This is a genomic window from Robertmurraya beringensis, assembly GCF_042433785.1.
GTDB classification, from domain to species: Bacteria; Bacillota; Bacilli; order Bacillales; family Cytobacillaceae; genus Robertmurraya_A; species Robertmurraya_A beringensis.
Genome location: NZ_JBHLUU010000109.1, coordinates 43,092 through 49,413, shown reverse-complemented (window position 1 = coordinate 49,413; position 6,322 = coordinate 43,092). Strand labels below are relative to the sequence as shown.

The 6,322-nt window shown below is 33.5% G+C and carries 4 protein-coding genes and 1 pseudogene; 2 read left to right on the top strand and 3 right to left on the bottom strand.

The window, feature by feature from the left end; translation table 11 throughout:
- Window positions 1-158 precede the first annotated feature (158 nt).
- Window positions 159-754 (top strand): annotated as a pseudogene (locus ACFFHF_RS16005) (cell wall hydrolase).
- A gap of 104 nt (window positions 755-858) precedes the next feature.
- Here the strand turns inward: ACFFHF_RS16005 and ACFFHF_RS16000 are convergent.
- Window positions 859-2,268 (bottom strand): fused MFS/spermidine synthase, encoded by a 1,410-nt coding sequence (locus ACFFHF_RS16000; RefSeq protein WP_160548493.1) that lies wholly within the window; start codon window positions 2,266-2,268, stop codon window positions 859-861.
- A gap of 349 nt (window positions 2,269-2,617) precedes the next feature.
- Window positions 2,618-3,001 (bottom strand): hypothetical protein, encoded by a 384-nt coding sequence (locus ACFFHF_RS15995; RefSeq protein ID WP_160548494.1) that lies wholly within the window; start codon window positions 2,999-3,001, stop codon window positions 2,618-2,620.
- A 171-nt stretch (window positions 3,002-3,172) separates the two neighbouring features.
- On the opposite strand from ACFFHF_RS15995, the gene ACFFHF_RS15990 reads away from it, so the two are divergent.
- Window positions 3,173-3,793 carry a methyltransferase domain-containing protein gene (locus tag ACFFHF_RS15990; RefSeq protein ID WP_160548495.1) on the top strand — a complete coding sequence of 207 codons (621 nt, stop codon included), beginning with the start codon at window positions 3,173-3,175 and terminating at the stop codon, window positions 3,791-3,793.
- 561 nt (window positions 3,794-4,354) lie between these two features.
- Here the strand turns inward: ACFFHF_RS15990 and ACFFHF_RS15985 are convergent.
- Window positions 4,355-6,259 carry a copper resistance protein CopC gene (locus ACFFHF_RS15985; protein ID WP_160548496.1) on the bottom strand — a complete coding sequence of 635 codons (1,905 nt, stop codon included), beginning with the start codon at window positions 6,257-6,259 and terminating at the stop codon, window positions 4,355-4,357.
- Window positions 6,260-6,322: the final 63 nt, after the last annotated feature.

Below are 6,322 nucleotides of genomic sequence, written 5' to 3'. Positions count from 1 at the left end.
GGCGCAGTTATACATTATGGGAGTCGTCTTTTCCTTTCTCCGGAATATATTCATGGACATTATACTCGACCACTTCCGGACAGGCAATACCGTCAACTTTCGGTAATTTAAGAGTGTCAAAAACAATTTACAAACAGACGCACATATAGGAGGTAATTATGAAGAATCTAACAAAACTATTAATTGTCACAACTCTTACATTATCCCTATTTGGATTCAGTTCTCAATCTAATGCATCGACTATAACCACCTTGTTAAGAGAGGGGAAACACTATGGAGAATAGCTAATATGTATGGTATATCTGTGGCTGAACTAAAAAATATAAACAATAAGTCTAATGATTCCATAAAAGCTGGAGAAAAATTACTAATTCCAAATAAAACCGTTTCTATTGAAGATAAACAACTTATGGATCGTCTTGTATCTGCTGAAGCTAAAGGAGAACCATACGCAGGAAAAGTTACTGTAGCAACCGTTATTCTTAACAGAGTGGATAGCAAAAGCTTCCCAAATACAATAAAAGAGGTTATATATCAAAGGGTAAATGGAAATTATGCTTTTACTCCAGTTAAGAATGGAACCATTAAACAACCGGCCGATAAATTATCTATTAAAGCTGTAGAAGAAGCTATAGCAAATAGAGCACAAGGAAAAGGATCATTATATTTTTATAATCCAAAAACGGCTACGAGCAAATGGATCCTTTCTCGTGAAGTCACTGTAACTATTGGTAATCATCGTTTTGCAAAATAGTTATCATAGTGTGTTAGCTACATAAAAAAGTCTTCTGAAGTCAACTTCGGAAGACCTTTTTTTATCTTACGAATAAGGTTTTGTTACCTATAATATAGGGCTAATTAGTTTACGTTTCTTAACTTGGTATTCTCATCTAAGATTATTTCACCCTCGCCAATTTGGAATAACTTTTGTTGCTTGATTTTATTCTTGTCAAACTTACTCTTACTAGCAACAAATGTCAGATTTTGAATACCTTTTTTATCTTCAAAAGAATATACGGATACATATGGGTAGACCGACTTTAATGTAGAATTCATCGACTTGATGAGTTCGTCTCCCTTTGTTTTTCCAATAGCATTCACAAGTAGGAGCCCATTTTCATCTAGTTTATCGCTTGTTAAAGTAAAAAATTCTTTTGAAATTAAGTGAAATGGAATTTGCTCTGTATTATTGTAAGCATCTAACACCATAACATCAAATTTATTTAGTTGCTTACTTAAAATTCTTCTACCATCACCGATTTCTACGCTGTCTCCTTCATAACCAAAGTATTCTCTACTTACCTCTAATACCTGCTTATCTATTTCTGCAACCTTTACCTTTTTTCCATTCTTCTCAAACTTTTGTGTCAGCGTGCCTATACCATGACCAATCATAAAGACGTTTTGGCTATCTGGTCTGAATGTCTCTGATATTTCCCATATACTTTTTGAATAGTCCAAGCTAAGTCGGTCAGGGTAATTTATCTCCATCAATCCTTGAATTGTGTCATCATCTCCGAAGTTCATGTATCGGAAAGGTCCCTTTTTCCCATCAAAGTATTCAGTCTGATAGACAACAATTTCATGATATAAACTAGTGTCCTGGTATAATATTTCACCAACCGGCTCATTTTTAGAGTCCAAAAAAAGCAGGAGTATAAAGAGAGCTGGTATTACAACTAATATAATTTCCAAGCGTGTTTTTGTCTCATAAAAAAATAATGAACTTATAAATACCATTAAAGCTAATATACCAATTACAGTATTAATATTTCCAACGGGAATTAACCAGAATGTAGTCACAATAGTTCCTAATACACTACCTACTGCAGAGAATGTATGGAGATTTCCAATAACTCTTCCAGTAGTATTATCACTGAGCCCAACCTTCATTAGGACAGTAACAATGATGCTGAAGATTAAATTAGGGAAAAGATATAAAACCGTTACCCCCAACGTTGTACCTACCTCATTGGGTAAAGGACTAAGGTAGGGAAATGTTATATCCTTAATGGTAGGTATAAGAGTTACTAACAGTATTCCTATTAAATTAAGGCTAAGTAATATTGTTTTATTAGAATTTCTGTCTGCTACAAATCCACCTATTGTATACCCCACTGAAGATCCTATTAAAAAGATTGAAATTACAATTCCCCAAGTATAAACTGTATTACCAAATGTAGGTGCAACAAATCTTGAAGCGGTCATTTCTAGTCCCATAATAACAAAACTGAATACGAATAAATTAAAATATACTTTTTTTTGCATTATTAACTCCATTCTTTTTTGATTTCTATAGTAGTTGTTAGTAAGGATCTCTAATCTGGAACCTGTAAAGAACAGATTGTTTAAGAAGTCACTATACAGTATTGAAAACTTCTAAATCTTATTCTTTTTTATATAAATAAATTATAAAATACCACTAAAATGTGAAGAAGTTATGCAGATTTTCTTATGTTTAAAAATTTTGACCTTAATATATACTTTGGCTATTTATATATCTATATAGTAACAACTATAGATAACCAGTAAATATGTAGCAATGTGTTTAGGTTTAATCTCCAAAAATGAGGAAAGCCGCCAAGAAATGGCAGCTTTTTAGTAAAATCTATATTAATTATAAAAATGTAACAAGTCCCCAACCACTAGCCAGAAATAATGTTATAAATGCTAATGAAAAACCAATCAGTTTCTTGTTTTCTCCTTTTTGGTTTTGTAAATATTCTTTATAGGTGATTTCTCCTTGGGCAAATTTCAATCCATTTTCACAAGGTTCAATGCTGTAAAGCTTACCAACTTGATCCTGAAGGATAACATTTTTAATAAGGGGTAATGATCCATCTTGAGTTTGCATTTTATCAAATTCTAAATTTCGATTTTTTAATTCTATACTGCTATTACCAACTAAATTTAGACGTACTGGATTATGTTTTGATTGTTGAATTATCTGTTTGGCCAGTCTATGCGATTGAAGTTCAATTTGATCATAGGAAAAACACATCTTTATCACCTCCTTATTATTATATTGTAGATTCACCATTTTGGGAACGACTATAAATTTTTCCCTTCTCCATACTTTATGCATAATTTTAAGTTACACTATTTTTAAATAACACTTATTTGATTCAGTATAAGTATCATTACTCTTCAGATGAGGAAGGTGAGTTTAACTATGTCAGCAAATATCAATGAAGTAATAATTAAACGATATAATAGAGTGGCAAAAATATATGATTACATGGATAAAATGATTAGAATAGAGTGGAGGCGGGACCTTTTGGACTTAGCTTCAAAAGAGGTATTAGAAGTTGGGGTAGGGACAGGTATTAACCTTCCACTATATCCAAAAGGAATATCATCATTAACTGGGGTGGATTTTAGCAGTGAGATGCTAAATATTGCCAAACAAAAGGCAGGGAGTATCAATCAATCTCACCCTACCATGTTTCTCGAGGCTGACATCCAAGACCTTCCTTTTGAAGACCATACATTTGATACTGTTGTTTCGACGTGTGTATTTTGTTCTGTCCCCGATCCTATAAAAGGGCTTAAAGAGATTAGAAGGGTATGCAAACCAGACGGGCAAATTCTAATGCTTGAACATATGAGGAGTGAGAACAAAATTATTGGTGCAATAATGGATCTATTAAATCCCCTTCCTGTAAAACTTTGGGGTGCAAACATTAACCGTGACACCATGAATAATATTGAGGCAGCCGGGTTATCAGTTATATCTGAAAAATACCTTATGGGAACAATCATGAGGAAACTTGTACTTACACCAAAGAAATAAGGATTTATTATAAAGAGTATTTACTTTTACTCGCATGTCCTATAACTATGGTTTTTGGTTAAAAGGTGTGTTTAGTGAAGGGGATTTTTATATGTCATATGTATTAATTCTCTCAAATAATAATAAAAAACCGTTAAAGGGAAATGAACCGCTATTCTTTTCATAAAGAACTCACCTCTTAATTTTCATAAATTAAGAGGTGAGTACAGGTGAGTATTCTTCTAAAACTACTATTCTTTAAAATAAATTTTCATACTCCTCAATTTTTCGTACAATAAAGCCTGCTTTATTTCCCATTTGTTCCTGTCCGATTAATTCAAATATCATAATAGAAAAGGCAAGAGTACAGCTATAGAGTTTCTAATTGCAAAGATACTGGGAACATGGAACCGGAAGAAACAGATAAGGACATGGACAATAAAGTCCTAAAAAATGATATTAGAATTGGAATTCATTTCTAAGCATATAAACGGCAAAAAGAATAGGTATGCTTTCTCTACTGCGGAGGTTAAGAAATGGTTGGGTTAGTAATTTATTTACTTGGCTTAAGGATTCTACTTATTACTCCTTGCCCATTCTTTCACCAGGAACAACAATGGTATATTCATACTTACGAATGTCTCCATTTGGCTCCTTTGCTTCAACTTTCATCAATAAAGAGCCCGCTCCATGTAGAATATTTCCTGTTATTTTAAACGTTCCTTCCTTTATTTTAAATGCATCATATTCTATATCATTTTCTGGAGGCATAGAAATATTTATTTTCACATTCTCCATATCGATTTCTTTCTTAAAATCTAGTGTTAACACATTCAGTCCTTCCTTTAAAGGAGATATATCAACTTTTAATTCCTGTTCGTACGAGCTTTTTAGTGGATATATCCCCCGTTCCGCCGCACTAGGAGTTGAAACAACTAAAATAGAAGCAAATAGTAGAAGAAATACGCCGTACAAAATTTCGATAATCCCCCGTCTATAAAATTTATTTACGAGAGCGGCGGCTAACTTTTGAAGTGTATTTCTCTGTAAAAATCCTATAAATACAATAAGTAGGGTTAATCCAATTTTAATGATTACAGCTTTTCCCCATTGACTTTTTATAAAACTTTCGAAGGAAAAAGATGGAACATACTGGATAGTCATGATAAAGCCGGTCAAGATGATAACAAGCAAACTCCAGAATGCCCATTTTGAGAAACTTGTTCCAACCTTTTTTAGTAGTTCTCCAAATTCATTTCTTTTGGCCATGGTGAGTAAAGCAAATAAACCTCCTAGCCATATAGAAGCGGCAACCAGATGCAAGATATTTACCATTATAGTTAAAAATCCACCGTATCGGGGATAAGAGGCATGTCCCATTACAAATGGACCCATAAGTAAAGCAATTCCAAAAGCGAGAAATTCTAGCTTCTTAACCATAAAGCCTAACAAAAGAAGAACGATTTGAACAACCGGAATCCAAATATACTGTAAAGAGAAAAACTCTAGCAAAGGGAGGTCTGCCATTTCTATTCTTTGCTGACGAATTAAAAAACTAGCTCCCATAGTGGTCATGAAGATTAATCCCAATGAAATTCGTTTCCATCGTTTATACTCTTTTACTTCCTTTGAAACCAGATGAATAAAAAAATTGGAACCAAACAGGATGGATAATCCTAGAAAGATAAACCAATAGCCAAACTGTTTTAAGTCCAAATCAGGAAACCAAGATGTTTGTATCATTGTCCCAATGCTGCCATCTTCAATAGATGTAAATTCATTGACTGCAAAATAGAAGACATCTACAATTTCTAATTGATTGCTTAGTTCCTCTTCACTTGAGCTTGCATACCAGGTGACTTGATATGTTCCGTCTTCAAGTGGTTCATCAAATTCAACAATTATGTGAGCTGGATCTTCAGGGTCTTTATAAGGCTCCTTTAGTTTTATTGATTGCTGAGTCCTATCAAAAACACCGATTGCTGTTAATTCTGCACTGTGGGTAAACCATAAATCAATCTTATTAGGTTTACCGTTCAATATCTGGCCATCAACCGGAGAATGTTTCACTAATTTTAAAGACTCTGGCTTCTTGGGCTCTTCTCTTAAAACTTTGAAACTAAACGTTTCTGTTAAGATATCGCCATCTAAAGCAATAACATTAATGTTTGCTGTGTATCTGTCAGCAGGTAAAGTATCTGGAACATTCCCGATAATATGGGTTGGATCTTTGGGATCGATATAAGCATTTTCAAACGCTACTCGGTTACCCGAAGACCCCATCAATGTTATTGTGTTTGAATGTAATACAACAGGGTCAAGAAACCAAACTTCAATGGTTTGAGGACTTTCTTTTAATACCTCTTCACCTTCCGGTAGCGTTTTAACTAGCGATGAGTGAGCTTGAGCAAAACTTTCTGGAAATATAGAGAATATGAAAATGAATAGGAGACTAACTTTTCCTATTTCCTTAATAAAAAAACTCACTATATAGAACTCCTTTCAATAACAAAAAAGAAACAAGAAATAGCATCTATTACTCTTGCTCTT

Coding starts and splice junctions, on each gene's coding strand:
- ACFFHF_RS16000 (WP_160548493.1), bottom strand. CDS start 2,268: ATGCAAAAAAAAGTATATTTTAATTTATTCGTATTCAGTTTTGTTATT.
- ACFFHF_RS15995 (WP_160548494.1), bottom strand. CDS start 3,001: ATGTGTTTTTCCTATGATCAAATTGAACTTCAATCGCATAGACTGGCC.
- ACFFHF_RS15990 (WP_160548495.1), top strand. CDS start 3,173: ATGTCAGCAAATATCAATGAAGTAATAATTAAACGATATAATAGAGTG.